General features: G+C 64.4%; 28 protein-coding genes. 9 read left to right on the top strand and 19 right to left on the bottom strand.

The window, feature by feature from the left end:
* Window positions 1–13: 13 nt before the first annotated feature.
* From OWC48_RS24725 to OWC48_RS24690, 8 genes are all read right to left on the bottom strand, one after another.
* Window positions 14–1,270 carry a TCR/Tet family MFS transporter gene (locus tag OWC48_RS24725; protein WP_282522294.1) on the bottom strand — a complete coding sequence of 419 codons (1,257 nt, stop codon included), beginning with the start codon at window positions 1,268–1,270 and terminating at the stop codon, window positions 14–16.
* Entirely contained in the window at window positions 1,267–2,649 is a 1,383-nt protein-coding gene (der, locus tag OWC48_RS24720; RefSeq protein WP_282522293.1) for a ribosome biogenesis GTPase Der, read from the bottom strand. Before der ends, OWC48_RS24725 begins: the two co-directional genes overlap by 4 nt.
* Window positions 2,650–2,698: 49 nt before the next feature.
* Window positions 2,699–3,253 (bottom strand): hypothetical protein, encoded by a 555-nt coding sequence (locus OWC48_RS24715; protein ID WP_282522292.1) that lies wholly within the window; start codon window positions 3,251–3,253, stop codon window positions 2,699–2,701.
* Between the two features lie 44 nt (window positions 3,254–3,297).
* Window positions 3,298–3,951, bottom strand: a complete 654-nt coding sequence (locus OWC48_RS24710) for a tetratricopeptide repeat protein (protein WP_282522291.1) — start codon at window positions 3,949–3,951, stop codon at window positions 3,298–3,300.
* Between the two features lie 166 nt (window positions 3,952–4,117).
* On the bottom strand, window positions 4,118–5,710 hold the full coding sequence (locus OWC48_RS24705) for a class I adenylate-forming enzyme family protein (RefSeq protein ID WP_282522419.1): 1,593 nt from the start codon (window positions 5,708–5,710) through the stop codon (window positions 4,118–4,120).
* Between the two features lie 77 nt (window positions 5,711–5,787).
* Entirely contained in the window at window positions 5,788–6,372 is a 585-nt protein-coding gene (locus tag OWC48_RS24700) for an NnrU family protein (RefSeq protein ID WP_282522290.1), read from the bottom strand.
* Between the two features lie 167 nt (window positions 6,373–6,539).
* Window positions 6,540–7,118 carry a hypothetical protein gene (locus tag OWC48_RS24695; protein ID WP_282522289.1) on the bottom strand — a complete coding sequence of 193 codons (579 nt, stop codon included), beginning with the start codon at window positions 7,116–7,118 and terminating at the stop codon, window positions 6,540–6,542.
* Between the two features lie 209 nt (window positions 7,119–7,327).
* The gene (locus OWC48_RS24690; protein ID WP_282522288.1) at window positions 7,328–8,947 is read right to left on the bottom strand and encodes a peptide chain release factor 3; all 1,620 of its coding nucleotides are present in this window, start codon (window positions 8,945–8,947) and stop codon (window positions 7,328–7,330) included.
* A 158-nt stretch (window positions 8,948–9,105) separates the two neighbouring features.
* Here OWC48_RS24690 and sugE point away from each other — a divergent pair, with 158 nt between their 5' ends.
* Window positions 9,106–9,420, top strand: a complete 315-nt coding sequence (sugE, locus tag OWC48_RS24685) for a quaternary ammonium compound efflux SMR transporter SugE (RefSeq protein WP_282522287.1) — start codon at window positions 9,106–9,108, stop codon at window positions 9,418–9,420.
* On the opposite strand, the gene OWC48_RS24680 is transcribed toward sugE, so the two are convergent.
* Window positions 9,413–10,420 carry an inorganic phosphate transporter gene (locus tag OWC48_RS24680; protein ID WP_008143644.1) on the bottom strand — a complete coding sequence of 336 codons (1,008 nt, stop codon included), beginning with the start codon at window positions 10,418–10,420 and terminating at the stop codon, window positions 9,413–9,415. The genes sugE and OWC48_RS24680 overlap by 8 nt on opposite strands.
* A gap of 15 nt (window positions 10,421–10,435) precedes the next feature.
* Window positions 10,436–11,080: a DUF47 domain-containing protein gene (locus OWC48_RS24675; protein WP_282522286.1), complete on the bottom strand. Its 645-nt coding sequence runs from the start codon at window positions 11,078–11,080 to the stop codon at window positions 10,436–10,438.
* Between the two features lie 32 nt (window positions 11,081–11,112).
* Between OWC48_RS24675 and OWC48_RS24670 the strand changes: the two genes are divergently transcribed.
* The 8 genes from OWC48_RS24670 (at window position 11,113) to OWC48_RS24635 (ending at window position 14,597) form a co-directional block, all read left to right on the top strand.
* Window positions 11,113–11,391: a hypothetical protein gene (locus OWC48_RS24670; protein WP_282522285.1), complete on the top strand. Its 279-nt coding sequence runs from the start codon at window positions 11,113–11,115 to the stop codon at window positions 11,389–11,391.
* On the top strand, window positions 11,388–11,756 hold the full coding sequence (locus OWC48_RS24665) for a hypothetical protein (protein ID WP_282522284.1): 369 nt from the start codon (window positions 11,388–11,390) through the stop codon (window positions 11,754–11,756). The genes OWC48_RS24670 and OWC48_RS24665 overlap by 4 nt, the downstream gene beginning before the upstream one ends.
* A 108-nt stretch (window positions 11,757–11,864) precedes the next feature.
* Window positions 11,865–12,116: a hypothetical protein gene (locus OWC48_RS24660; RefSeq protein WP_282522283.1), complete on the top strand. Its 252-nt coding sequence runs from the start codon at window positions 11,865–11,867 to the stop codon at window positions 12,114–12,116.
* 44 nt (window positions 12,117–12,160) lie between these two features.
* Window positions 12,161–12,466, top strand: coding sequence for a hypothetical protein (locus OWC48_RS24655; RefSeq protein ID WP_282522282.1), 306 nt, complete (start codon window positions 12,161–12,163; stop codon window positions 12,464–12,466).
* Window positions 12,467–12,648: 182 nt separating this feature from the next.
* Window positions 12,649–12,969 (top strand): hypothetical protein, encoded by a 321-nt coding sequence (locus tag OWC48_RS24650; RefSeq protein WP_282522281.1) that lies wholly within the window; start codon window positions 12,649–12,651, stop codon window positions 12,967–12,969.
* A gap of 27 nt (window positions 12,970–12,996) precedes the next feature.
* The gene (locus OWC48_RS24645; protein ID WP_282522280.1) at window positions 12,997–13,185 is read left to right on the top strand and encodes a hypothetical protein; all 189 of its coding nucleotides are present in this window, start codon (window positions 12,997–12,999) and stop codon (window positions 13,183–13,185) included.
* Window positions 13,186–13,434: 249 nt separating this feature from the next.
* Window positions 13,435–13,635: a hypothetical protein gene (locus OWC48_RS24640; protein WP_282522279.1), complete on the top strand. Its 201-nt coding sequence runs from the start codon at window positions 13,435–13,437 to the stop codon at window positions 13,633–13,635.
* A gap of 767 nt (window positions 13,636–14,402) precedes the next feature.
* On the top strand, window positions 14,403–14,597 hold the full coding sequence (locus OWC48_RS24635; protein ID WP_282522278.1) for a hypothetical protein: 195 nt from the start codon (window positions 14,403–14,405) through the stop codon (window positions 14,595–14,597).
* On the opposite strand, the gene OWC48_RS24630 is transcribed toward OWC48_RS24635, so the two are convergent.
* From OWC48_RS24630 to OWC48_RS24590, 9 genes are all read right to left on the bottom strand, one after another.
* Window positions 14,578–16,056: an arabinofuranosidase catalytic domain-containing protein gene (locus OWC48_RS24630; protein ID WP_282522277.1), complete on the bottom strand. Its 1,479-nt coding sequence runs from the start codon at window positions 16,054–16,056 to the stop codon at window positions 14,578–14,580. The genes OWC48_RS24635 and OWC48_RS24630 overlap by 20 nt on opposite strands.
* A gap of 1 nt (window position 16,057) precedes the next feature.
* Window positions 16,058–16,405: a hypothetical protein gene (locus OWC48_RS24625; protein ID WP_282522276.1), complete on the bottom strand. Its 348-nt coding sequence runs from the start codon at window positions 16,403–16,405 to the stop codon at window positions 16,058–16,060.
* A 73-nt stretch (window positions 16,406–16,478) separates the two neighbouring features.
* On the bottom strand, window positions 16,479–16,820 hold the full coding sequence (locus tag OWC48_RS24620; RefSeq protein ID WP_282522275.1) for a hypothetical protein: 342 nt from the start codon (window positions 16,818–16,820) through the stop codon (window positions 16,479–16,481).
* A 116-nt stretch (window positions 16,821–16,936) separates the two neighbouring features.
* A complete protein-coding gene (locus tag OWC48_RS24615) occupies window positions 16,937–17,338 on the bottom strand; it encodes a hypothetical protein (RefSeq protein WP_282522274.1) in 402 nt (133 codons plus the stop codon).
* Entirely contained in the window at window positions 17,338–17,820 is a 483-nt protein-coding gene (locus tag OWC48_RS24610; RefSeq protein ID WP_282522273.1) for a hypothetical protein, read from the bottom strand. The genes OWC48_RS24615 and OWC48_RS24610 overlap by 1 nt, the downstream gene beginning before the upstream one ends.
* A complete protein-coding gene (locus OWC48_RS24605) occupies window positions 17,817–18,503 on the bottom strand; it encodes a hypothetical protein (protein ID WP_282522272.1) in 687 nt (228 codons plus the stop codon). Before OWC48_RS24605 ends, OWC48_RS24610 begins: the two co-directional genes overlap by 4 nt.
* Before the next feature lie 55 nt (window positions 18,504–18,558).
* Window positions 18,559–22,254 carry a hypothetical protein gene (locus tag OWC48_RS24600; RefSeq protein WP_282522271.1) on the bottom strand — a complete coding sequence of 1,232 codons (3,696 nt, stop codon included), beginning with the start codon at window positions 22,252–22,254 and terminating at the stop codon, window positions 18,559–18,561.
* On the bottom strand, window positions 22,251–25,478 hold the full coding sequence (locus OWC48_RS24595; protein ID WP_282522270.1) for a hypothetical protein: 3,228 nt from the start codon (window positions 25,476–25,478) through the stop codon (window positions 22,251–22,253). Before OWC48_RS24595 ends, OWC48_RS24600 begins: the two co-directional genes overlap by 4 nt.
* Window positions 25,479–25,862, bottom strand: a complete 384-nt coding sequence (locus OWC48_RS24590; RefSeq protein ID WP_282522269.1) for a hypothetical protein — start codon at window positions 25,860–25,862, stop codon at window positions 25,479–25,481.
* Between the last annotated feature and the right edge of the window lie 38 nt (window positions 25,863–25,900).

Below are 25,900 nucleotides of genomic sequence, written 5' to 3'. Positions count from 1 at the left end.
CGCTTTGCCCACCCTACGAGACCGTCTTCGTCGCAGCCAGCGTCCGCATCGCGATCGCCACGCATAGCACCATCAGCACCGCCGCGAGCAGGAATGGCGCGCCGGGCAGATGCCACGGCGCGCTGGCGCCGATGAAATAGGAAAACGTCAGCGTGAACAGGAACGGCCCGACGAGCTGCGACACGCTCTGCACGCTCGCGGTCGCGCCCTGCAACTGGCCCTGCTGATCCGGCGCGACCAGCCGCGTCATCAAGGATTGCATGGCGGCCCCCGAGATGCCCCACAGCGACATCACGGGAATGCCGATCCAGAACAGCGGCCCGGTCGGCGCGGCGCCGAAGATCACGAAGCCGATCGCGCCACAGCACAGACCGAGCACCAGCGTATTCTTCTCGCCGAGCACGCGCACGATCGGGCCGATCGCGAGCCCCTGCACCACCATGGCGCAGATGCCGACCATCGCGAGCGTCAGACCCACGGTCTTGGAATCCCAGCCGTAGCGATAGGTCGCATAGAGCACGAAGGTCGAGGGCAGCACGACATGCGCGACTTGTGCGATAAAGTTGACGATGGATAACGCGGCCAGCGCCGCGTTGGACCGCAGCAAGTGCAGCGCTCCGACCGGATTGGCGCTGGTCCAGCGGAACGGCGCGCGCCGCTCCGGCGCCAGCGATTCCGGCAGGACGAAGAGCCCATACAGCGCATTGGCGAAGCTCAAAGCCGCCGACGCCCAGAACGGCAGATGCGGATCGATATCGCCGAGCAAACCACCGAGCGCCGGGCCCAGGACGAAGCCGGCCCCGAAGGCAGCACCGATCCGGCCGAAAATCGCCGCGCGCCGCTCCGGCGGCGTGATGTCGGCGATATAGGCAAAGGCGGTGGAAATGCTCGCCGAAGTGATGCCCGAGATCACCCGGCCGATGAACAACCAGAGCAGCGACGGCGCGAGCGCCATCAGCACATAGTCGGCGGCGAGCCCGAAATTCGACAGCAGCACCACCGGCCGCCGTCCGAAGCGATCCGACAACGCGCCGAGCACCGGCGAGAACACGAACTGCATCAGCGCCCAGGCGGTGCCGAACAGGCCGAAGATGCGGGCCGCATGCGCGGTGTCGTTGTCGACGAAGCTCTCGATCAGCTTCGGCAGGATCGGCATGATCACGCCGAGCGCGAGCATGTCGAGCAGGATGGTGACGAAGATGAAGGCGACCGCGCCGCGCCGGACTGGCGCCGTGCCCTGCGCCATCGCCTCGCCGGCGCCGTCGCTCACGACGGCCGCTTGCGCTTGTGCGCGAAGGGATTGGCCTTCTCGCGCAGGGTGATGCGCACCGGCGTGCCCGGCAGCTCAAAGGTCTCGCGCATGGAATTGGTCAGGTAGCGCAGATAGGACTGCGGCACCGCGTCAGCGCGCGAGCAGAACAGCACGAAGCTCGGCGGGCGCGCCTTGTTCTGCGTGATGTAATTCAGCTTGAGCCGTCGGCCGGACACCGCCGGCGGCGGATTGGCTTGCACGGCCTGCTCGAACCAGCGATTGAGCGCGGAGGTCGGCACGCGCCTGTTCCAGACGGCGTAGGCGTCCTGGATCGCCTGCATCAGCCGATCGATGCCCTCGCCCATCAGACCTGATACGGCGACGATCGGAACGCCCTTGATCTGCGGCAGCCAATGGTCGGCATCCCGGCGCAGGCCCGAGATGGCACCGCCGCCCTTGGTCTCCATCAAATCCCATTTGTTGACGGCGAGCACGACCGCGCGGCCCTCGCGCTCGATCAGATCGGCGATGCGCAGATCCTGCTCCTCGAAGCGGTTCTGCGTATCCATCATCATCACGACGACTTCGGCAAAGCGGACCGCGCGCAACGCGTCGGCGACCGAGAGCTTCTCCAGCTTTTCCTCGATGCGCGAGCGACGGCGCAGACCTGCGGTATCGAACACGCGAAAATCGCGGCCCTTCCAGTTGATCTCGACCGCGATGGAATCGCGCGTGGTGCCGGCCTCCGGGCTCGTCAGCAGGCGCTCCTCGCCGAGCAGATGATTGATCAGCGTCGACTTGCCGGCATTGGGCCGGCCGACGATGGCGACGCGGATCGGACGCGTCGCTGCCTCCTCCTCGGTCAGCGGCTCGTCGTCCTCGGCTTCATCTTCGTCGACAGGCTCCGGCATCAACTCGCGGAGCGCGTCATACAGCTCGCCCATGCCTTCGCCGTGCTCGGCCGAGACCTGAATGGGATCGCCGAGGCCGAGCGCAAACGCCTCCATCGCGCCGGCATCGCCGTGCTTGCCTTCGCTCTTGTTGGCGACCAGCAGCACCGGCTTGTCGGCCTTGCGGGCGAAATCGGCGAAGGCGCGATCGGTGGGCGTCAGGCCGATGCGGGCGTCGATGACGAAGAACAGCGCGTCGGCCTGTGCGATCGCGGCCTCGGTCTGCTCCTGCATGCGCGCGGTCAGCGAGCCCTTGGCGCCCTCGTCGAGGCCGGCGGTATCGATGATGGTGAATTCGAGATCGCCGAGCCTGGCCTCGCCCTCGCGGCGGTCGCGGGTGACGCCCGGCAGGTCATCGACGAGCGCGAGCTTCTGCCCAACCAGGCGGTTGAACAGCGTCGATTTGCCGACATTTGGCCGGCCGATAATAGCAATCGTGAAGGACATCGGTCATTCGTGCGCTGCGAAGGCCGCGCCTGTCAATGTAATGAAGTGATCAGCGCGAAAAGCTGCCGCTCGGCATCGGTGCCGGGAAAGCTCCCTGCGATTGCTGCTGGGTGGTCTGGGTCGGTTGCGCCTGCTGGACGGGTTGATCCGGCGGCGGGGCGGTGGTGCGCTTGCGCACGATCTTCTGCTTGGGCTGCGGAGCGGCCGCGGGCGGCGCGGCCTCCGGCTGGGCCTCGCCGTCGACCTCGGCCGCCGGCGCCTCAGCGGGCGCGGCCGCGGTGCTGGCAGGCTGTTTGGTCTTCTTCGCCTTGGCACCCTTTGCCGGCTTGGCCTCGGGCGGCGGCTCGGCGGGCAGAGCCGCGACGGCTGGTGCGTTCGGATCAGGCTGCGGCTGCTGTGCTGCGCCCTTGTACATCTCCCGCGGCACGCCCTGCTCGAGGCCCGGAACGCCCTCCGGGAAGACCGGCTTGCGGTCGCCCGGCAGCTTCTTCTTGGTGTCGAGGAAGTCGAGCATGTCGCTTGGATCGAAGCTGGAGCAGCCGCCCAGGATGCCCGTGAAGGCGATCAGGACGGCGGCTGCGATCAAGCGGGGCGTGCGGCGCATCTTGTGTCTCGTCTACGTCAGAGAGCCCGAAGGTCAGCTCTTGGTCAGCTTTTGGCGACGGGCGGCAACAGGGCCTGGAGCGCCTCGGCGCGTGAGCGCAAACCGGGCGGCGTTTCGCCGTCCTCGGCAATCGCGTCGAGCCATTTGCGGGCCGCGGTCATGTCGTTGTTGCGCCAGGCCGATAGCGCCAGCAACTCGCGAGCGCTGTGGCGGAACGTGGATTTGGGCGCGGCGGAGGACTCCAGCCGCTGCTGCATGTCGGCATAGGACGCGCTGTCGACCAGCAAGCCGGCGGCGCGGATCTTCGCCAGATCCTGCCACTCACCACCGATGCTGCGATCGGCGGCGATGTCGTCAAACATCTTGGCGGCCGCCTTGGGATCGCGGGGCGCTGCCTCGGCCGCGGCACGCAGCCGCGCCAGGGTGCGATAGCCCGAGGGAGCCTTGGCGGCGAGCTCGGTGAAGGCGGCCTCGGCCTCCGCGTGCTTGTCCTGGTCGGACAGCTCAGCGGCCTTCTCGAAGGCGGCGCCGGCCTCGGCGGCCTTCTTGCCCTCCAGATACTGGTAGCCGCGCCAGCCGCCGACGGCGGCCACGATCAGCACCATCAGGGCGATGAAGACGATCGAATACTTGTCCCACAGCTTCTTGAGCTGTTCGCGACGTACTTCCTCGTCGACTTCGTCAAATAATTCAGACACTTATGCTAATCCCATACCCGTCCGGGTGCGCGCGCCAATGCGTTCGCGTCAGGAATCCCGTCCCCCACGTGGCGGCGGGGTACCCTAACGATATGGCGCTGGCAAGGCAAAGCGAGCCCAATCAAGGCGTTAACCACCCGGGATAGCCCGGAGCCGCCTGCCCGGCTCAGGTTCCCAGGAGCTCCCGCAGCTGCCGCTTCAGCACCTTGCCATTGGCATTGCGCGGCAGCGGATCGGACGTGATCGCCATGGTTTCGGGGACCTTGTAGTCGGACAGCCGCTCCGCGCACCAGGCGCGCAAGGCTTCGCTGGCCACCGGCGCGCGCGTCACCACCACGGCGTGGACGCGCTCACCCAGCACCGGGCAAGCCTTGGCAATGATCGCGCTCTCGACCACGGCGGGGTGGCCCGCCAGCACGGACTCGACCTCGGCCGAATAGATCTTCAGCCCGCCGCGATTGATCATGTCCTTCTGCCGGTCGAACACGCGGACAAACCCCTCCGCATCGACCGAGCCGAGATCGCCGGAATGCCAGAATCCGCCCGTGAAGCTTTCGGCGGTGGCCTTCGGGTTGTTCCAGTAGCCCTTGATGACGGAGGCGCTCTGGATCCAGAGCTCGCCGATCTCGCCAGGCGGTAGCTCGCGTCCATCCGCTCCCATCGCGACGATGCGGGCACCGGGACACGGCAAGCCGACACTGTCGATGTGGCTCGCGGTCAGCTCGCCCGGCATGATCGTCGAGGGCGACGTCGTCTCGGTCGAGCCGTAGCAGTTCGCGAGCTTCAGGCCGGGAATCGTCGTCTTGAGCTTCTCGATGGTCGCGACCGGCATCGGCGCGCCGCCAAAGCCGCCGATGCGCCAGCTCGAGAGATCGTAGCTGTCGAAATCGGGCTGGAGCAGGCAGAGATTGTACATCGCCGGCACCATCACCGTGTAGGTGACGCGCTCGCGCGCGGCGAGCTTGAGATAATCGGCGGCCTTGAATTCCGGCATGATGATCAGCGCGCCGCCGCAGCGGATCATGGTCGTGATGTTGGCGACGACGCCGGTGACGTGGCCGAGCGGCACCGCAGCGATCGAGCGGTCCGCTTCCGTCAATTGCAGGCAGGAGACGAACACCATCGAGGAATGAACGATGTTGCAATGGGCGAGCATCGCGCCCTTCGGCTTGCCCGTCGTGCCCGAGGTGTAGAGGATCATCGCGGTGTCCTCCTCGCCGATCTCGACCGGCGCCGGTGCCGGGACGTTGTCGGCGAGCACGGCGAAACGCGACAGGGCCTGATCGCTGTCGACGGCGATGCGGTGGATGACATCGGGGACGTCACGCGCATCGGGCAGCCGCCCGGTGAGCCCTGCTTCATGGATCAGGACCCTGGCGCCGCAATCGGCGAGGACGTAGCCGATCTCGGGCTTCTGCTGGCGCGTGCCGAGCAGCACCGTCACCAGCCCCTCATGCGCGGCGGCAAACAGCAGCAGCGGAAATTCGATGCGATTGCCGAGCAGGATCGCGACGCGGTCGCCACGCTGCAGGCCGAGCTTGCGAAAGCCGGCCGCGATCCGCGCGGCCTGCTCCACCGCCTGCCGCCAGCTCAACCGGACATCGCCTGCGATCAGCGCTTCGCCATCCGGATTGCGGGCGCAGGCGTCCGCGATCATCGCCCACAGGCTCGCCGGCCGATCGCTGAAGGCCGGCACCACCCGATCGCCAAAGCGCGCCTCGAAGCGCATCGGCGGGATCTGAGATTGCGACCAGTCCATCGGAATGCCCTCGGCTTGTTGCTTTGTCACGTTCCGCGCATGGCTGCGCGAAACGGTCTTGCGCTGATCGGCTGTCGTCAGCCTCCCATGACGGGAACGCCGATCACTACCGGGTGGAACGCGAAGGCCAGCGCGAGATAAGCGACGACACCGACTGCAACGGCGATCAGATCATTGGTGACCCCACCCACCGGAATAGGCGGGCCGCCGCCATCGGTGCGATGCTTCAGCGAGATGCGGTCATACACGGCCCAGCCCAGGAATGAGCCAAACAGGATGATGGAGCCGAGATCGCCATTGGCGAGCAGATGCACGGCCGCCCACAATTTGATGCCCGCCAGCATCGGATGCTTCAGCGTCGCATAGATGCGCCCGCGCAAGTAGGACGCCACCACCAGGATGACCGCGGGCAGCATCAGCGCGACTGTAATGTGCTTGAATGCGACCGGCGGCTCCCAAACCGGGATCATTCCGGCAGCGCGATAATGGGCAAAGCCCCAGATGATCAGCGCGAGTCCCGCAAGCGAGACCGCGGCATAGAGGATCTTGTAGGTCCCCTCGCCCAGTCTCGCGATCGCTTGCGCGCGCGCCTCGCGTTTCGTTGTGAAAACATGGGCCGCAAAAAACAGCATCAGCCCCAGGATCATGACCAGCAGACCCACGACATCCTCCCCTCAACCAGCGCCCCGCCTATGGCGTATCATCGATTGGGCGCGGGTCGCAACTCTCACGCCTCATGCTGAGGCGTGCAGGCCCGGCTGTCGCAACAGCCGCGACCTTCATCCTTCGAGACGCGCGCAAGCGCGCTCCTCAGGATGAGGCGATGGAGCTATTTTCCAAGCTCGCGATTATCGACATAGCGGATCGCGATCGGACGCCCAGCCAGCGCGCCCCCGAGGCCGCTGGTGAATTTGAGTGGCAGGCAGGCTTTCAGCGATGAATTGATCGCGTTGAGATAGGTCGTTCGGGTGTCGGCCGGGACGCCCGCGGTCGCATAGGTCAGCTGCGGCGGACCGATCATGCCGCCCGCCTTGTTGAAGCTGAAGCGCACCGCCATCTGCATGCCCGCGCGCGCATTGTCCGGTGGTGGCGACCAGCAGGTGCGCAGCTCGGCAAAGAGATCGCCGATCGTATCGAGATCGTGATCCGGCTTCCGGTATTTGGCGCGATCAGCCTCCGCCGGCACACTCTGAATCGTGAGCTGGAGGTTCTGACCATAGGGATAATCGATCTCGGGAATGCAGGGGCCGGGCTCGAGCGGGCTGCAGTAGTACGGCGTGCAGGGCCGGCCGTCGAGCACGCTGCACGGCTCATGCGAAAACGGGATCGGATTGATCTGGCGACGCTGCGCATCGGCGGCAACCGTCGATATCGCCAGCAGGAGGAAAACCAGGATGCCGCGCCACATGATGCGAGCTCACAATGCTACACGAACCAACGTGGCATCGACAACGAACGCGTCAAGCCCGCGGCCGTTCACATGCTTGCGTTTGGCTCCGGTGTCGTCGCCCGGCTCGACCGGGCGACCCAGTACTCCGAGACGGCGGTGATGGAATCGAAAGGCTGCGGCGTACTGGATTCCCCGCCTTCGCGGGGAATGACAGCGGAGTGTGGCCCCTACCCCTTCTTCTTGACGTCCTTGACGTTCGTGAACTCGATCCCCTCGGCGCGTTCCCTGGCGTAGCCGAGATAGAACTCGTTTCTCGCCAGATACACGGGATCGCCGTCGACATCGTCGGCGATGCTCGAGGTGTTAGCGGCGATGAAAGTGTCGAGCTTCTTGCGATCTTCGGATGAGACCCAGCGCGCGAGCTGGAACTCGCTGACCTCGAACTCGACCGGCAACGAATATTCCGCGTCGAGCCGTGCCTTCAGCACGTCAAGCTGCAGCGCGCCGACCACGCCGACCAGCGCCGGTGCGCCGTCGCGCGGGCGGAACACCTGCACCACGCCCTCTTCGGACATCTGCTGAAGCGCTTCCTTCAGCTTCTTCGCCTTCATCGCGTCGGTGAGACGCACGCGGCGGACGATTTCCGGCGCGAAGCTAGGCACGCCGACGAAGGTGAAATCCTCGCCCTCGGTCAGGGTATCGCCGATGCGCAGCGTGCCATGATTGGGAATACCGACGACGTCGCCGGCGAAGGCTTCGTCCGCGACCGAACGGTCCTGTGCGAAGAAGAATTGCGGGCTCGACAGCGGCATGCTCTTGCCGGTGCGTACCAGCTTGGCCTTCATGCCGCGGCTGAGCTTGCCGGAGCACAGGCGCGCGAAGGCGATGCGGTCGCGGTGGTTCGGATCCATGTTCGCCTGGATCTTGAACACGAAGGCGCTCATGCGCGGATCAGTGGCCTCGATCTTGCGCTGGTCGCTCTCCTGCGCGCGCGGCTCCGGCGCAAACTTGCCGAGGCCTTCGAGAAGGTCGCCGACGCCGAAATTGCGCAGCGCGCTGCCAAAATAGACCGGCGTCAGATGGCCCTCGCGAAACGCGGCGAGTTCGAACGGTTTTGAGGCCTCGGTGACGAGTTCGAGCTCGTCCTTGACCGCGCCGACATCGAGGTTGGCGTTGAGCTTGCCGAGCTCGGCGATCTCGATCTGCTGCGCCGCGCCGGTCTTGGCGCCGCCGCCTTCGAGCAGGCGAACGCCACCGTTGACAACATCATAGGTGCCGAGGAAATCGCGGCCGCGGCCGACCGGCCAGGTCATCGGCGTGGTGTCGAGCGCCAGCGTCTTCTCGATCTCGTCGAGCAGCTCGAACACGTCGCGGCTCTCGCGGTCCATCTTGTTGATGAAGGTGATGATCGGGATATCCCGAAGACGACACACCTCGAACAGCTTTCGGGTGCGCGCCTCGATGCCCTTGGCGGCGTCGATCACCATGACAGCGGAGTCGACCGCCGTGAGCGTACGGTAGGTGTCCTCCGAAAAGTCCTCATGGCCCGGCGTGTCCAGCAGATTGAACACGAGACCCTCGAACTCGAAGGTCATGACCGAGGTCACGACCGAGATGCCGCGCTCGCGTTCGATCTTCATCCAGTCCGAACGCGTGTTGCGCCGCTCGCCCTTGGCCTTGACCTGGCCGGCGAGATTGATGGCGCCGCCGAACAACAGCAGCTTCTCGGTCAGCGTGGTCTTGCCCGCGTCCGGGTGGGAGATGATCGCGAAGGTGCGCCGCCGCGCCACTTCGGTGGCAAGCGGGGAACGGGCCGGCGAGTCGGCTGATATGGCGATGTCGGACATGGCGGGAGCGTTTGGCAGGGAAAATGGGCCTGATCAAGCCTCATGTGGTGATTGCGGAGCCCTTCGGCCAGCCCCATATCCGTTCCCGGGGAGGACGGCCTCCCCCCTCATCAGCATATCCGCCGCGGGGACGACCCTGCCTTGAATGGAGGGTCGTCATGGCCTGGAGCATCCTGTTCGTCGCCGGTCTTCTCGAGATCACCTGGGCGATCGGCCTGAAATACACCGAGGGTTTTACCAAGCTTGTTCCGTCCGTCATCACGCTCGCGGCGATGGCCGGCAGCGTCATCCTGCTTGGAATCGCCCTCAAATCGCTGCCCGTCGGAACCGCCTATGCGGTCTGGACCGGCATCGGCGCGGTCGGTACCGCCACGCTTGGCATCATTCTGTTCGGCGAGCCGGCCACGGCGTTCCGCCTCGCCAGCATCGGGCTGATCGTCGCCGGCATTGCTGGGCTGAAATTCGTCACCTGACGAAAATCTGGACCGCCCACCAGGTCAGCGCCGCGACAATGGCCGAGGCCGGGATCGTGATCACCCAGGCATAGACGATCGAGCTCGCGACGTTCCAACGCACCGCCGAGACGCGGCGGGCCGCACCGACGCCCACGATCGCGCCGGTAATGGTGTGGGTGGTCGAGACGGGAACGCCGAGGAAGGTCGCCATGAACAGCGTCGCGGCGCCGCCGGTCTCGGCGCAAAAGCCCTGCATCGGCGTCAGCTTGGTGATGCGCAGGCCCATGGTGCGGACGATGCGCCAGCCGCCCATCAGCGTGCCCAGCGCCATCGCAGCCTGGCAGGACAGCACCACCCAGAACGGCACCGAGAATTCGCCGCCGAGATGCCCCTGCGAATACAGCAGCACGGCGATGATGCCCATGGTCTTCTGGGCGTCATTGCCGCCATGACCGAGCGAATAGAGCGAGGCGGAAGCGAATTGCAGGATACGGAAAGCGCGATCGACCGCGAACGGCGTCGAGCGCACCGAGAGCCAGGACACGATCGCGACCAGCATCATCGCGAGCAGGAAACCCACCAGCGGCGACAGCACGATCGCAAGCACCGCCTTGGACAGACCACTCCACACCGCCGCCGAGATCCCAGCCTTGGCCATGCCGCCGCCGACGAGGCCGCCGATCAGCGCATGCGAGGAGGAGGACGGGATGCCGAGCCCCCAGGTCACGAGGTTCCAGACGATCGCACCGACCAGGGCCGCGAAGATCACCTGGGCATCGACCACCGCGGGATCGATGATGCCGGTGCCGATGGTCTGGGCAACATGCAGCCCGAACACCATGAAGGCGATGAAATTGAAGAATGCGGCCCACAACACCGCGAATTGCGGCCGCAGCACGCGGGTGGACACGATGGTCGCGATCGAATTGGCGGCGTCGTGCAGGCCGTTCAGGAAATCGAACAGCAGCGCGACGGCGATCAAGCCGACGAGGACAGGAAGTCCGAGCGCAGCATCCACGGCGCGACCCCTGCCCTAAACCTGCTCGATGACGATGCTGTTGATCTCGTTCGCGACGTCGTCGAAACGGTCGGCCACCTTTTCGAGATGGTCATAGATCTCGACGCCGACGATGAAATCCATCGCGCTGCCATCGCGGTGCTTGAGAAACAGCTCCTTCAGCCCGATGTCATGGAGATCGTCGACCCGGCCCTCCAGCTTGCCCAGCTCTTCCGTGATCGCGGTCAGCATCGCGACGTTCGGGCCGATCGACTGCATCAGCGGCAACGCGCGTCCCACGAGATTGGCGCATTCGATCAGCAGCCCGCCAATCTCCCGCATCGGCGGCTCGAAGGTGCGGACCTCGAATAGCATCACGGCCTTGGCCGTCTGCTGCATCTGGTCGATGGCGTCGTCCATCGAGGTGATGAGATTTTTGATGTCGCCACGGTCGAAGGGGGTGATGAAGGTGCGGCGCACAGCCGTCAGCACCTCACGGGTGATGTTGTCGGCGTCGTTCTCGAACTGGTTGACGCGCTGGCAGTAGACCGGCGTCTCCTCGCCCCCGTTGAGCATGCCCTGGAGCGCGATCGAGCCCTGGATCACGGTCTGTGCATGGCGGTCGAACAGGTCGAAGAACCGTTCTTCCTTGGGAAGGAAAGCGCGAAACCAACCAAGCAACGAAATTCTCCTTACTTTCAAGGGACTAACACATGACAGATTCACGACAGGGTGCAAGCGAATGCATGAACGATGAGCGAACATGCACACAAAGTGGTGCAAAACTGACGCACAATGTTCGCGGGCTGTTCTACGAACTCGACTGCCGATCCCGCCGCGTCAAAGACGCGACCAAGCGGATGGCGATTGAGCTACTGATGCGGCACCACAAGGACGGGGCGCCGCCGGCCAACCTCGCCCGGCAGACCGCCATCGTGGACCCTCCCAAGCCCCGCTACCGGGTGGCCGCCAACCGGGAGGTGACGCTGTGAGCGAGCTGGTGGAGCGGGTGGCGCTAGCCATCTGGCGGATGCGGGAAAAGCAATTCCCTGAGCGGACCCAGCGGAAGGAGCCGGATGGAATTGACCACGCAACAGGAGCTTGGCAACTCATCGAGAGCTTTGCCCGCGCCGCCATCCAGGCAATGCAGGTGCGGCAGCCGATAGCGACCGCGCCCAAGGACGGCACCCCGATCATCGGCTATTCGCCAGAGGGCGTCGCCTATGTGTGCTGGGCCCATGGTTATCATTGGGTGTTTCTCGAATATCCCAACGGCAACCGCTGGATGTTCGAGCCGACCGAATGGCTCCCCCTCCCCGCCCCTCCCGTCGAGGCCAAGAGCGAGGTGGGGGGATGATGGAGCTGTTCTGGGCCGCATCGATCATCGCCGCATTCTACGTCGGCTACCTCGTGGGCGGCTCACCGTCGCGCAACTGAAACACCGCACTAAACCGGAGATGAGACGATGACTGAGAAGCGATGGCTGACCAAGGATCAGAGACGGGTCCTGACTCCCCATTCCGAGCACTTCGAGAATATGGCCCTGTTCATCAGGGAGTCGACCGATGATGAGCTTATGGAACTGCGGGACGCCTGCTGCGCCTGCACGCAGATCAACTGCGGCTGGTCGCTATATGCGGCCGCGCAATACCTGCTTGTGGAGATCGCAACTGAAGTCGGCGTTCGGGCCAGGCGCGCCAAAGAAACTGCCGCCTGACACCCGCATCTGGAATGTGTCCACAGTCCTGAAGGGGAAAGCAGATGGGAATGTTCGACTACGTGAAGTGCGAGTTGCCGCTGCCGGATGGCTGGAAGGGTGAACTCCAGACCAAGGACTTCGAAGATCCATATCTGGAGACCTACACCATTCGCGCCGATGGCCGTCTGATCCGCCGGCGGCCGAAATACGACATCGACCCGCCCGGCACAGCCTATGGCGAGATCGACACCAACTTCCACGGCATCCTGAATTTCTACGGCCTGGAGGACGGCGAGTGGCACGAGTACGACGCCAAGTTCACTGACGGCCAACTTGTCGAGATAACCGGCAGCGCGTCGTACCTATAGGAAGTGCATCCGCCTGAAAAACGTTCGCTGACTGTGAAAAAGGTTCACCAATGAGCAAGTGCAATAGCTGCGGCCAACGTCTTCCTTTGCTCTATCCCTGCTTAGAACAGGCTTGTCCAGCAACGCGCGAGGCAGAGCTATGCGGAGCGCTCCAATCCCAAATGGCCGCGACTACGCGTCTAATGCAGTTGGCCGGGTTCACGGCACAAGACATCTTGGATTGCACCTCGCAGGCACGGCGCGTTCTTGAGCACTGCGGCATTCGCTTTATCAATTGCGAGGTCTGCCAAACCGAGGGGCGCATCTACACGAGCAACGGCGGCCCCGATGAGATCGACAACGGGCCGTGTCCGGCGTGCAACGGCGAGTGCGTGGTGGAGGTCGAGACGAAGCCGTGTGGTCTCCTCACCGAGTGCCCGTCATGCAAGCAGATGTTCGAAAACGGCGGCCAGTGCGCCGCTCCCGTTATGCGCGGCGGCTGCCCGATGGGTGGCGACTTTTAGGCCCGCTCACATTGGAAGGAACCGGCAATGAGCAATGAAGCTTACGAGCGTGAGGGCGAGGTGTACGACCTATCCACCCAAAACCTCGCGTCAAAGGTCACGGAGATGGACAGGTTGATTGCTCAGGCCGTCCTCAAGAACAAACAGTATCTTGGGACACTCGGGATGATCGAATGTGCTCTCGTGATCGCCCGCGAACTAGCCCCTAGCACCTGACAAGGAACCGAAGATGAGCAAGCCGAGACCGGGAAAGACAGCGCCAAAGGGGCAAAAGATTTTGGTTTGGGGCAAACCCAAGAATACGAAGCTCGTCTCCTTCTTCACGGAGGGATGGCATACGGCCAATTGGGACGAGATCGACCAAGCGTTTTGTTTGACCGGCGGGACTTGGGAGGGGCCGTTCATCAAGCCCAAGTTCTGGATGCCGTGCCCGCCAGCCCCCCGTACCTGAAAGAGATGAGAACCATGCAAACCGGCGACCTGGACGACCAACTCACAAAGGCCAAGATCAGCCTTAGCCAACTCTCGACCTACGCGAGGTCGGTCGGCGACCTGCCCACGATGTATGCCGCCAATCGCGCCTGGCATGAACTGGATGCAGCCGACCGGGACCTGAGCGCCCGCAGGGCGACTCAGTCGAATGGTGTGCGAAATGGCGATGCGTGACGAACTGATCCGGCTTGATCATCTGTTGACCAAGTACGGAATCATCGCAGCGAGCAATACAGGCAGCATCTTCCACCTTGAGACTGCGCTGCCTCGCATCCGCAAATGCAAGCAGTGCGGCGATGAGTTCTACAGCCCCTCGGCAAGGAAGACGTGCTCCGACGAGTGCCGCCGAATTCGGTACAATCGGCGGCAAATAGCCCGCCGCACATGAGCAGAATGAGAACGCGCAATGAAACGATACTTCAAAATTTACGGCTGGCGAACGTTACTGAGCTGGGCAATGGTGGACAGCCGAAACATGGCTTGTCACCAACTATGGGCCTCGCACGGCTGGGAACGGCGAACATAAGCCATGGGTGACAAGGTGACCAAGAACGAAGAACGCGAGCGAATGGCCCGGATGATGGGGCTGATGCCTAACTGCCCCGAGAACTGGCCCGTAGAGACAATTGACCGCCTTATCGACGGCGAACGAGAACGCGGCCGAGAGTGGCTTTTCAGAGAGATGGAGGCAATGTTCACGCCACCTCGACGCCCCCCTGAGATAAGCCATGGGTGAAAAGCATGTTTACGAAGGTTGACCCGTCAAATAGGCCGGACGGTCTGTGCTGGTCGGTAGTTCGGACCTGGGGCGGCGAAGAGGTTTCGCGGGAACGATTTGCGGACGAACAAAGCGCCCGCGATCATGCCCACACGCTCGTTGGGCGATCTGGATGCTTGGTCCACATTGAAGGGCCAGCCCCGCTCACTCCCTGAGGAAACGAATGACTGTCCGCATCATCCGCCATTCGATCGTGCCCGACACCGGCAGCTTTGAGGTCCGGACGCCCTCAGGAAGCACCTATTTCTATTGGGACGATATCCCCTCTCGCCGTCTACGCCCCGAGCAGGTCGACCAGGAGACCGCCAAGAAGCAGGCGCAGGAGTTCGCGAGGAAGGCTAAGCCGCCAGAATCTTAGCCTGATCGATCGCGGCAAGAATGCTGGTGCCCAGGTTGGTGAGATGCGTGCCGTCAGCAGCAAAATACGTGGTGTCTGCCGGGTTTGAGAGCCGAGCGTCCGCAGCTCGATCCGAGACCGCATGGCTGTTCGTGACACCGCCGGCAATCACCGCGGCATTGTAGGCAAGCCGCGCGTCTTCCCTGAAGTTGCCAGTCCCGGACTGGAAGCCGGTGCGAGCAATGCAGGTAGGCACGATCGGGATGATGGTATTGGTCTTGAGATTGTTCTGAAACGGCACCGTCGTTCCAGTGTAGAGGGTCTGTCCCGCGGCGATGGCCGTGGCTTGATCGGCATATGTTGCAACAGCGATGTCATTCGACGGCGCGTCGATGACCATCACCACCTTGGACTTGGTGGCGTCCTTCAGGGTATCGAAATCGCCACGGAGGCCGAACTCCTGCACCAGCGTGCGACCATGAACGGCCGTCTGGAACAACTCCCAGTCCGAGCTGTAGGTGAACCCGCCAAAGTAAGCCGGGTTCTGAAGCAGGGTCGTAAACGCCCCAGTGATCAGGCTCGATCCGCCATAGATCAGGCGCTTCGTGAAGCCGCTCGGCGGCTGGAACGAGGCGTTTAGGACGGCCTCGATCGCCTGCATGTTCGCGGAAGTGTGCGTCGCGTTATAGAACGCAAAGGCCCAGAGGTTGTGATCGCCGTTGAAGGTCGAGCCGGCGAGAGACTTGCCGATCTGGAGACCGCCAAGGGCCTGTGAGGCCGCGTTCGTGGCGTTGGTGAACTCGGCCCCGTGGTGGCGTGCAATGATTCCGGTTGAGCCCGAAACCGAGACGCTGATCACGCCGGGGTTGGTCCGGCCGATCATCAAGGTGTTCACCGCCGAGCCGTAGTTCACGCCGAAGGGCGCCGCGTTCGTATAGGCCTTGGCGTATTCGGTCGTGAAGCCGCTGTCTGTGAAGGAATACTGGACGTCGTTGCCATAGGACGATGGCGTGAGGAATTGATAGACGGTCAGGGCGTTGCGGTTCGCCGTCAGCGTGGCGTTCTGAAGCCACTTCTGCACCGTCGTGCTGGTCGAGACGCCATCGATGCTGATGCCGCGAATGCCGCGCCACTCGCCAGGCTGGCCGAACGAAGGCTGGTTCGCTTGTGTCGCTTGGACCAGATCCAACCCGTTGCCGCTCTGGTCATACCATTTCGTGATGAACAGGAGCGAGCCGGCGGCAAAAGCGTCGGCCGCTGCCTTGTCCACAGCATTGCCTCGGAAGCCGATGTCCTGCTCTGTGTTGTCGGAGGCGCGGCGGACGCGGAGACAGGAGCCAGTCCACGTGGAGAGCCGGACGACCGAATAGAAGGCGCCGAGGTTCGCGGTGATCGGGAGAACTATGGGCTGGGCTGCCGCTCCCCCAAGGGGAACGACACCCTGATGGCCGAAGCCTGCGCCTTGACCGCCGAACGACATCTCACGGCCTCAGGATGAAAGCGGCCTTCTGGCCTGGCTGCACGCGGAAGTATTCGGGGACGCCGGCGGACAGCGGCATGTTGTTCGTGGTGGCCGTGGGATTGGCGCCGACCGCCACCGCGGACTGCGTGTCGCACCAGAAGCGGGCCATCTTCGTGTCACCACTAAAGGCTGAGGACTGCGCGGACGTTCCCGAGGTGGTCACCGGCGCCTGGTCGACGAGCGGCGGCGCTTGCGCAACCTGCACGCCCGCCTCGGCGAGCAGCGGAAACTCCGAGACGTTGCAGGAGGATGCGAAAGCCTGCGCCGGCAGCAGCAGGATGGCAGAGGCAAGTAGAAGGCGCTTCATTGGCAGATCCCCTTGAGTTCGGGGACATCCTGCCGGGGCGGCTACCTGCCGCAACGCACCCCTTAGGAGGGCATTAGCGCTTGTATTCGCCGTCGATGTTGGAGCGACGAGGATTCTGGATGAACCCCTCCCCCTTCCGCAAGCCTTCAACGGTCGCGTGCAACGTTGAGTAATCCACCTGGAGAGCGGACACCTCTTGTTTTAGAAGAGCAACCTCCCGCTCGTTGGCGGAAAACTTATCGAGGACTGCTGCAATTTTTCCTAAGGCATCCTCTACCAGACCCACCCTAAATTCGAGCATGTCCATACGCCCGCCAAATTTGGTCCACGCGACGGCAAGGGTAACTGTCCAGATGACTACACCTAGAACTATGGTGATCAGGTTGCCGGCGTTGATGGTTGGATCGAAAGTCATTTCGTCGTTAATCTCCTAGAGACCGCCGTCCGCTAGGGTAGCCCCAGCCTGTGTCGAGGTTCGCGCCTCGCATGGGTTAGGCTCGGCCTGCCGTGCTCGCGGACAGGCCGGGCCGCCTACTTTCTCAAAGCCCCTATGATTGTCGTCACGTTCTCCGCGCCTCGCTTGGCAAAATAGAACGACATGATCAGGCTAGCCCACACCGCGATGGGACCGGCGACAACATCGGTCGAGCCCCAGCCTAAAACCTTGTCCCAGAGGATGCACTTCGCGTAGTAGATGAGCGTTATGTACATCGCGAGTTTCTCGGGCTCGAACGGGTGCCCGATCTGCGCGATTTTTAGTTGGGTAATCGCCTGAGTTTCAGCCACCCCCGCGGCAATGTCTTGACCTGCAAGAGTGGCCGCCGTCTGCTTGTCAGTTGTCGTAGCCGTCAAGTGCGCCTGATAGGCCGCCACCATCGCCTTGGCGACGGGACCGCCAAGGAATTGAAAGATGAGTGATGCAAAGGCGAACATCAGGCCTTCGCCTCTGCGACCGCCTGCACCGCTTCCTGCTTGGCCTCTTCGGCCGCTGCCATGGTCTGGGCGACCTCTGGCGTGACAGCCGCCGCAGGAACTGCCACAAGCTCCAGGGGTTTGGTGGTGGTCTTGCGCAGCCGGTTGATGAGCAGGCCGACAACGCCGATGAACGCGGTCGCTGAGAGGTTGCGCATGTCGGGCGGGATCTGAAGCCAGTCAAAAATCCGCGTCGTCAAGGGCGTGATGTCGAGGCTGTGAACGAAGACGGCGAGGCCATCGTAAAACGTGACGAGCAAGCCGCCTATCCAGAGAAGACGGCCAACCAGAATTGTTTCGCTCTTCTTGAACAGCGCCAGCTCGAGGCTATCGACGCTGGCAAAGAAGCCCTGAGCCCACGGCTGCTTTTTCAGCCACGGACGCAAAGCGAGAGCATAAACGAGAACGAGAACGACGATGGCGGTAAGAATGCCCCAGATCATTTGGATTTCCCCGAAAAGATTGAGAGAATGGCAGCGATGAGCGCGCCCAAGCCGGACGATGATGTGTCGGGCGTTTGAGCAGGCTTGGCAGGAACAACCGGAGCCGGAGGCGCAAGCGTGCTGCTGAATGAAATCGACGGATCGAGCATCATCATCGACTTCAGGAGCGCGCAGCAACCGAGCTGCGCGTCGACCTTGCTCGGGTCATACTTGCCGTCTGCGACGTACTTGCCGGCCTTGTACTGATCGGTTCCAGACCAAAGGTAGGGCGAAGGAACGCCCTTCGTCGCGTAGCCAAGGCCGTTATAGAGTTCGAGCCCGATCAGGATGCCCGCCAGAGACCAATCCTTGCGCTTGGCAAGGTAGGGATGGCAATTGACCAGCGCATCGATCGCGGCAGCCTCCCACGAGGCGAACGGTCCTCGCCCCGCTGGGACATTCACCGAGACCCGATCCCACGGGTCTCCTTGGGCCAGGGAGCCCTTCCAATTCTGGGATGACTCCCGCTCATGGATGACCGCAATCACGAACCACGGGACGCCTGTGGCCTGCTCTACGACCTGGTAGCGGGCCTTGGCCGCGACCAAGCGCTTTGCGACACCGTCACTCTCGGAGCGACGCGTCAGTTTGGCATTCTGCCAACGCTTCAAGCCGATAGCGGTCAGTGCGGTGAAGTCTACCATGGCGGGCTCCGTTTGGTGCCCTACCATCTCCGACTGTGGCCTCGCCGCAACGCACTCAGCGGTTTTCGGGCTTGGCCTTCATCTCGATGCCGAATGCATTGTTTCCGGCCTCCTCGACCTGATTGAACAGACCGCGCAGGTAGAACGTGTTCTGGCCTGCCACGAGCCGCCGCAGCGCCTTGGAATCCGCTTCGCTCCACTCCGACGGTTTCGAGATCGCGGAGCCGACGGAAAGGATGCCGCCGATCTTGCCGGCCGTGGGACCCAGGATCTGATCCATCGCCGACCGTGAGGCGAAGCGGGACAGGGGCTTGTCGGCGCCGATCAGGCGGTAGACGTCAACGCCGCCGCGCGTGACCTTGGAGGCCAGGGCATTGCCCTCCTCGAACCATCCGAGGACGCCGCCCTTGCTGATGGCCTCCTTGATCCAGTCCTGCGGCTTGTCGCTGGTCGGGGTGCCCCCGGTCAGGCTGCCAAGCTTGTAGGAGAGCATCCCGAGCCCCATGGAGAACATCAGGCCCTGGAGCACCTGCGCGTCGCGGCGCTGGAGGTTCGAGATCAGGATGCGCTCGGTCGCGGCCGCGGTGAAGCTCTTGAACTGGCCGATCACCGACAGGATCGGATGGGACATCCAGAGCGGCTTTTCCTGTCCGGGTGTGATGACGGAGATGTCGACGTCGCGTGCGACCGCGCCCTCGAACACCCGGCGCGCCTCGGCGTCGGCCCACTCGGCGGTGTTCGGCAGATGCACCCCGTCCCGGACTTCTCCGCCCGCCTGGAAGGCCTGGTCGATCCTGGCGGCCATGTGCGGCTCGATCCCACTCTCACCCAGCGTTCGCAGCTGGCGGGCGCTGGCGGTGCCTTCCGCTGCGGCTTTGGTCGCGCGCAGGATCTCCGACCCGGCCACCAGCGAAGCATTGACCTTTGCGAAGTCCGTCCACGGCGCCAGCATGTTGACGAACTGGAACTTGCCGGTCGCCCATTGCATGGTTCGCTCGACACGCGATTGCGGGTGATAGGTGTCCAACGTGTCCATCAAAGCGTGGTGGCGCGCGGCCAGCGTCGACTCCACGGCGATGCCCATGGCGCGATACTGGCGCCCCGCTTCCTTCCAGACGTCCGACTGCTGGGTCAGCATCTTGAAGAACGGCGCCCAGGCATCGTTGAACGTGTTCACCATGCCGTGCCGCATCACGACGCCGGCCATGTCAGGCAGCGACGAAAGCGCGGCCGAGCCCATCGAGGTCAGGACATTGTAGTTTTTCAGCACCGCGGCGGCGCGCGCGGCGTTCCGCAGGGGCTGTTCGGGCGAGATGCCATAGGTGCCGCGGATGCGATCGCGCACTGCGGCGAGGTCGTCGATCACGCCCTGCCGTTCCTTCTCCAGCCGGGTCCGCTCCTTCTCGGATTTGGCGGCATCGGTCAGGGCGGCATATTCATCGTTGATCTTTCGGAACGCCTCGGTCATCCGGACGTCGCCGAACTTCTCCGTCAGCAGCACGTCAGGAACCATCGTTCGCAGGTGCGCGCCGACGATGTGCTCGATGTCGTTCTCGAGGAAATCGGCGATCGTGGCGTCCGGGATGTTGAATTCGCGGGCTGCCAGCGCGCCGCGGGGCGGTTCGCCGCTGCCGCCGTGGCCGTTCCCGTGCTCCATGCCGAGGTCATAGGGCAGTCGGCCGTCGGGCGAGCCGATGATCCGGTCGGTGATCTCGTGCGCGCGGCTGCGGAGCTCATCGCGGGAGAGCGTGCGGTCGGATTCGAGGATGCGCGCCACGGCCCGATCCACGGCCGTGTCGGCGGACGACAGCCGCTCGCCCTTGCTCTTGGACTCGCCGGCGTCGATCTTGGCCTGCCTGGCCTTCTCAGCGTCCCCGCGCGCCTTCAGCGCCGCCTTGGCCTCCGTCGTCGACTTACCTTCCCACTGCGCGATCTGCTCCTCGATCTTCGCCCGCATGCTGTCGCGGCTCGCCGTCTCGGCTGCCAGCTTTTGCTCGAGCCCCTCGATCTCCGATAGTTTAGCCGAGGCGCGGTCGGCTAGCAGGTTGCCGCGATTGCGCGCCAGCGTCTCGAATACGGCCCCGCCGCGCGCGTTCTGAAGCGGCAACGTGTCCTGGTCGGCGCCCTCCCGCAGCTTGCGCGCGCGCTGGTTCGCCGCCTTGTTGAGCCGGGTGGTCTCTTCCTGCCGCGCCGCGATGACATCGGCGTCGGCCTCTAGCTTGGCGATCCGGCCCTGCAGCTTCTCGATTGTCGCGTCGTGCGACGTCATCGCGCCGTGGTAGAGACCGATTTTCGTCTGCGCCTCGGCCTTGGCCTGCTGGTCAGCCGCCAGCCAGTCGGTCACGCGGTCGACAAACTCCGGCCGCTTCGCCGCGATCGCCTGCTTGTTGTAGAGCCGCTGCACGTAGCTGTCGGCGGTCTTGACGTCCACGTCCTCGCCGAGCAGACCGATGTCGATGGCCCGCTTCTTCCACGGCTCGAACACCTTGTTCCGGATGAACTGCGCGGCCATCTGAACCTGCGGATTGTCGGACTTGTCGCCGTTGCGCGCCGCCTCCGTCACCGCCTCCTTGAACTGGTCGTAGGACATTTTCCCTTCCGGGTTCTGCCCCAGCATGTCGCGGACGAACCCCTGCGCCCGCGGCGCGGCGACCAGGTCGCCGAACCGATAGTCCGAATAGAGCTTCGACAGCTCGTCGCCGACGGCGACCTGCCCCTGGTTGATGTGCAGCCGGGCCTCGCGGTCGACGGCCGGGCCCGCCGTGGTGACGCCGCCCTCCAGGTTCTCCCTCATGAGCAACGACGTCTCGGCGGCATCCGCCGCGGTGCGTCTCGCCGTCGGGCTGGCGGAGCCAAACAGTCGCTGCATCGGCGAGGTCTTTTCCACCACGGTCCGGACGCCGGGCACCTCGCTCAGCCCGAACGGTACGAGCTCCAGCTGGCGCGTGTCGGATGCCGCGGCGCCGGCGGCCACGGCCTGGCCGGTTCCGGCTGGCAAGTTCTCATTGCCCGGCTCCGGGGCGGCCATGGTCGGCGCCATTTCCCCGGTCTGCGGGTTTCCGGCGTGCGTGTTCATCTCGGCGCGGTCGGCGTACAGCTTGGTCTCGATTGCCGCGCGCTCCGCCCGTCCGAGATATGACGCCGCCGCCCCGCCGAGCAGCGCGGTCAGCATCGTGCCGGTCGCCACGTTGATCGCCGACTCCTCATAGGATCGGGTGTCCTGCGATGCGTGCAGTAGCGCCTCCTGCGCCACCGTCTGCATCAGACCGGCCTTGCCGAGGTTCACCGCCGCCTTGGTGAAAGATAGGCCGCCGCGCGTGGCGTCCACGGCCACTCCGCCCGGCAGCAGCAGCGTCGGATCCAGGAGCCCGGCGCCCATCTGCGCGATGAAGCCGATCTTGCCGCCGGCGGCCAGCGTCCTCCGGTCGGTCTCCTCCTGGTCGATCTGGCTCTTGATCGCCTGCGTCTCAGCCGGTGACTGCGAACCGACGAACGAATGGCCGTGGTCGAGGAAATAGCGCGGGTCACCCCAGCCCTTGATCTCTGTCACCGGGTTGTAGCCCGGCACCGGCGCATAGGACCCGGAATTGCGCATGTATTGCAGCGCGGAAACGACGCTGTTCGTCTGTCGGAAGGCCGCGCCCCAGACCGCCTCGCCACCGTCGGTGACCTCGTCCGGGCGCGCCGGCGGGCCGCCCTGCTCCGTGCGCAGGCCGAAACTGGCATCCGGGGCAACGTCGATCGCGCTCATGGCTGTTCAATCCTCGGCGCGGTGTTCGCCAGCTCCCTCATCTGTTGAGCGCCGGACCGGCCAACATCCACGGCGCGCTGCCGCTCAAGAAGCTTTGCGCCGTACTTGTCGATGTGGTCAGCCGGATCGAAGCCAATGCGGCCCGGGAGAATGTCCAGCGTGCCGTCCTTGCGCTTGATCGCGACCTGATAGGACGGCGGCTTGCCCTGGGCGATCTCAGCCTGAGTCTGCCCGTCGGTGATCATGCCGGCGATGTCCCAGTTCCGATCCTGCGACACGCCAGCAAATCCGACTTCCAGCGACCGCGGCCCGGCGCTGAACTGTTCGCCGGCGCGCTTCGCCACCCATGCGGACAAGTCCTTCGCCATCCAGTCGTGAGAGCCGTCGACCTGTGGATAAGACCGCTCCGGCGGGTTTTTCATGACCTGATTGCCCGCCGTCTGCGACACGCCCCATGTGGATTGCAGGCGCTGCACCGCGAGATCGGAGGCCTTGTCGGGGTCCACGCCATAGGTCCGAAGGGCGGTATAGGTGGCGTTGAAGTCGGCCACCATCTCGCCGCCCTTGATGCTGTCGAAGGGCGCCGCCGGCGTCGATCCGGTCAGCCGGCCGATGCCGTACCAGCCGGTCCCGAGCTTGTAGGCCATGTCGGACGGGGTCAGGCTCTTGACCTCGTTCACGGCGGCTTCCTTGGCAACCTCGCGCGATTTGACCGTTGCCGGGTCGTCGGCCGCGTTGAGCCGCTCGGCGAGCTCCGCCGCGTTGAAGGAACCGCGCAGGCCCTGCCATGCCTGCAACTTGGTGACCGCGGGCTTGCCAAGCGTCTCCTCGGCCTGGGCCGGGTTGTCCCGCCAGATCCGATCGACCACCGACATCGCCGTGGACATCTTCACCGGGTCCTTGCTCGACATCATGCTGGTCACGGCGTTGGCAAAGCCCTTCTCGCCCAGCAGGGTGTTCATCTCCTCCGGCTTCAGCACAGTCGCGATCTGTCCCAGCACGTTGGCACCGGCCGGCCCCTCAAGGGCGGCCTGCATCTGCGGCAGCTCGTCCTTGCCGATGACCGGCGGCGCGGGGGTGTGGTTCATGCTGGCGATGCGCTGGGAGGCCGCCACGCGCTCGCCCAGCGCCCCGGCGATGCTGTCGGGCCGCCCCGGGTCGATCGGCGACACCGGCGCGATCCAGCCCCTTGTGGCGGCTTCCTGGTAGGGATGGTCCGCGAGGTTCTTTTCGGCCTTCTGGTACTGGTCGAGCGCGGCCGCGGCCACGTTCATGTGGTGCTGGTCCTGCCCGTTCGTCGCCTCGCGGTACTGCGCGATCACGGCATCCCGCTGCGGCTTCTCCATCTGCGCCAGCGCGCCGCCGAGAATTTGGCCGTTCATCTTCTCAGCGACTGGCCCGAACTTCTCCGGATATTGCGCTGCGGTCTGGTTCACCAGCGCGACGTCCTCCGGGCGCGGCAAGAGGCCGAGGTCGATCGACTTCCCAACGCCAGCCGCGGCCTGCGTCGCGGCCTGCACGCGCAGGCTCTCGTCGGCCGCCAGCGTCCGGACATAGGCCGAGCCGAGGAACGGGTTGCGCTGCAGGTCCTCGGCCGTGAAGCCGGGCCCGCCGTTCGCCGCCGGCGCAAGCGCGCGCCCGCCGCCAGCTGGTTGACGCCCGCCCGGCAGCGATGACCACTGGCCGGACAGTTGGCGCGGCACATCGGAGATCGCGGCCTGGTCGCCGGATTTCAGGACCGTCAGCAGGTCCTTACCGGTCTTGGACTTGTATTCGGTCTGCGCCAGGTCCCACGCCGCGGTGTCCTGGTTCGCCGGCGAGAAGTCCTTGAGGCCCAGCTTCTTCGCCTGCTGGTCCCAGGTCGAGCCGATGAACTGATAGCGGCCGGCCGCCGAGCTCGTCTTGCCGACGTCGGGCCCGGAGGTGATCGGCTCAGCGATCCGGGGATGGTCGGCGAACCCCTGAAAGGTCTTGTCCCCATTGCCGCCATAGCGGACGTCGTACCGGCCGGCGGATTCCCCGACCGCAATGTGGTCGAGCAGCGCACGGCCCTCAATGGGAATGCTTTCGTTCACCGCGCCGGAGCGTTTGACGCCCAGCACTTCGGCCTGGATCGCCTGCGGCAGGGTCGAGATGCCGTTGAAGCTGGTGCGCACCTGAGCGGCCGCGAGGATGCGGTTTGCCGCCTCGGCGTCGCCACGGTCCCGCGCCTGCTTGATCTCCATGCCGATGATCGGATCGGTCGGCTTGATGGTTCCGTTTGCGATGTTCGTCTCGAGCTCGCTCACGGCCTTGCGGCCGGCGTCGATCTTCTCCTTGGCGTCGCCGGTAAGATAGGCCAATCGGGCCATGCCGTGCGTGTAGAGCCGGGAGCGGTCGGCCTCGCTCAGGTTCGGGTTCTGCAGGATCTCCTTGTTGAGGACCTGCGACGCTTCGCCCTTGCCCTTCTTGGTGAAGGTCTCGTCGACATGCGCGACCAGCGCCTCGCCTTGCAGCAGGCCCGTGAAGTTCTTCAGCTCAAGATCGATCTGATCCTGCGGCATCTTGAACAGCGGGTTGGTGCCGAGCGCCGCATACGACGCTTTCAGCCGCTCCAGCGCTTCCTTGAACTCCGGCGCGTCGGTGCCACCCGGCTGCCGGGCCAAGCCCTGCAGCGTGTTTTTCTGATCGGTGATCGTCGCATTGATCGACTTCTGCTGATTGCTGACGTCGAGATTTGCGGAGGTGGTGACGATGGAGTCGAAGTGCTGCGTCTGCGCACGCTCGGCCTGCTGCTGGATCGCCTCGCCGGCAATGCCGCCACCATGCTGCGAACGGTAATTGTCCAGCCATGCGGTGCTCGCGGCCTTGAAGCCGGCGGGATCAGTCGGGTATTTCGTGTGCAGGTCGGTCATCTCCTGCGAGATGACATTCGAGTGCTGCGCGATCGTGCCGGCCTTCACCGCCTCGTTGTAAGCGTCTCCAGCGCGGCCGAAGATGACCGAGCTCGCGGGATTGATCGTGGAGACCGAGCCGTCCGCATTGCGCACCACCTTCTGCTGCGACAGGTCCTCTGCGGCCTGCTCTTTCGCCTGCCTCGTCGCGATGTCCATTTGCGCATCGGCAACCTGGCCGAGCGCCTTCGCCATCTGATCGTTGCTCGAAATGATGTCGGACCGCGAAACCGATGAGGTCGGTGCGGTCGAGGTAACGACGCGATCTGGCAGCAGCGGGAGATCAACCACCTAATGTCCCAATCCGGCGATGCCCTTGGCAATGCCTGCCGCTGCGGATATTTCGCCGGCAAACAATGCGTGGTCGGCCGCGGACTTGTAATAGGCTGCGTCCGATTTATCCTGATTGGCCTGAGCGAGGATACTGTTGACTGTCGTCAGCCGTTGCTCGGTTCCGATCCCTTCTTGATCATCAAGGATCGCGGCGCCGGTCGGCGAATTGGGGTCAGCGTGGGCTGCGGCGCGAACGGCCTCGATATTCCCGAGCGTGTTATTGAGGCTGCGCGCCATCTGACCGCCCGTCTGAACGGCTTTCAGCTCACCGTACTTCGCGGCGTTCTCCAACTTTGCGGCCTGGTACTCGTCGGCAGTGGCCGTGCCCTCCGCCGATAGCATCGTGGCATATGCCGAAAGTCCGATCGAAGCCAGCGAGT

The sequence above is a fragment of the Bradyrhizobium sp. Arg816 genome (assembly GCF_029989365.1).
Classification (GTDB): domain Bacteria; phylum Pseudomonadota; class Alphaproteobacteria; order Rhizobiales; family Xanthobacteraceae; genus Bradyrhizobium.
Note: the sequence above shows the minus strand (reverse complement) of the source record. Positions and strands in the feature narration are given on the sequence as shown.